This is a genomic window from Empedobacter sp. GD03865 (assembly GCF_029840775.1).
Taxonomy (GTDB): Bacteria; Bacteroidota; Bacteroidia; order Flavobacteriales; family Weeksellaceae; genus Empedobacter; species Empedobacter falsenii_B.
Map to the genome: position 1 here is coordinate 1 of NZ_JAOCDF010000071.1, position 1,503 is coordinate 1,503.

The window sequence follows — 1,503 nt, forward strand, 5'->3', positions numbered from 1 at the left end:
ATAATAACTCCAATTTCTCAGTACAAAATCTTCTTCTTTGGCCAGCTCTATCTTTTCTTCTTGATCCATTAAAATAAGTGTTCCTGCTTTATTATTTACACAAAAATCAATTAACTTTCTGCTGTAAACATGTAGTCGATGATGCACATAATTTTTTTCTACTTGACTCATTTTATCTAGCGCTTTTAGTTTCCTCGTTTTTCCTTTGCCCGATTTTGCATAAGTTGCCCCAATTTGTATTCGTTTACGGGACGCTTGTATCGCTAACCTTCGGTATAGAAACTCTTCTTTGGTTCCTATAGTAAGCCGAGATTTTCCTATTTTTACAACCAACGGATATTCTAAAGAGAGAGAGAAGCTTCTGCAATAATTTCGGGTTGTAATTGATGATTTTCTTTTTCGATCTCAACAACAGCTAACCAAAATATTTTACTTTTTTCTAACTTTATTTGTGATGTACAAAGTTTAATTTCTCCGCTTACCACTTGTTCCAATAACCTTTTATTACTTGTAAAATCTTTTCCCAAATAGGTTTTGAATGGAAGTTGAAACAACCGAAAACAAAAACATTTTTTCTCAGGATTGTAAGAGAAGCTACGTATACTTTCTGCTCCAAAAGGAAATGCCATATCTCGTTTGAAGTTTTTAAACGAAGCTTCTCCTTTCCAATATCTTTGAGAATCTTTGTTGTATGAACTGTGGAGTCTATTATTTAAACAAGATAATATATTGGTTGGAATTTCACCTTTAAAACGGTCTGATAGCACACGATAAGTGGTACTCATTTGCGAATTTTTTAATATACCCTCTGCATCTTTCTTCTCGTCCATTAATTTATATTTAACACCTTCAGAGAGGTACAAAAAATCTTTCATCATTTCTTGTAAATACAAATGAGAAACAATCAAATTAGCGGCTTTAAAACATCTGTTTTGCCATCTATAAAGCTTGTCTAATGCCTCTTTGCGTTCTTCTTGAGTTGGTAAATCGATAAGTATTTGTATTTTTCGAGTGAGTATTAAAGTAGATTTTTCCATGATCAATAGTTTAGGGATTGAACTTTGTTTTGTTGAGTGAATTTATAAGCGACTATAAATTCATTGTGTACCTCTTTTTGAGACAATTGTAATGCTGAAGCTATTGTTGAAAAAGATTGTTTATGCTTACATCGAAGTTTTAAAATCAACGATTGTGTTTCAGATATTTGATTTTCCTTCTCTGCTGTAGAGACTGTTTTGGTTTTAATAATTAATTTATCTTGGTGACTTAAAATCTTCTTAAGATCATCAATAGCATGTTTAATTTCGTTACTCGTTTCAGTGATTCCTCTTCCCATTGCTTTAGCAATCGCTTTGTATTGAAATCCATGTTTTAAACAGAGTTCAATCAAATGCTTTCTTTCAGCACTTAATAAGGGTAATACTTTTATAATTTGATCAAAATAGTGCTGTTGTGTTTCTTGTTCGTTTAGGTTTTGAATGTTATCTGCGGGATCATATCCAG

2 pseudogenes are annotated in these 1,503 nt (G+C 31.9%); both read right to left on the reverse strand.

Going from position 1 to position 1,503, the window contains the following annotated elements:
* Positions 1 to 1,037: pseudogene (locus N5D46_RS14645) on the reverse strand (hypothetical protein); the annotation flags it as partial.
* A 2-nt stretch (positions 1,038 to 1,039) separates the two neighbouring features.
* A pseudogene (locus tag N5D46_RS14650) lies at positions 1,040 to 1,503 on the reverse strand (sigma-70 family RNA polymerase sigma factor); the annotation flags it as partial.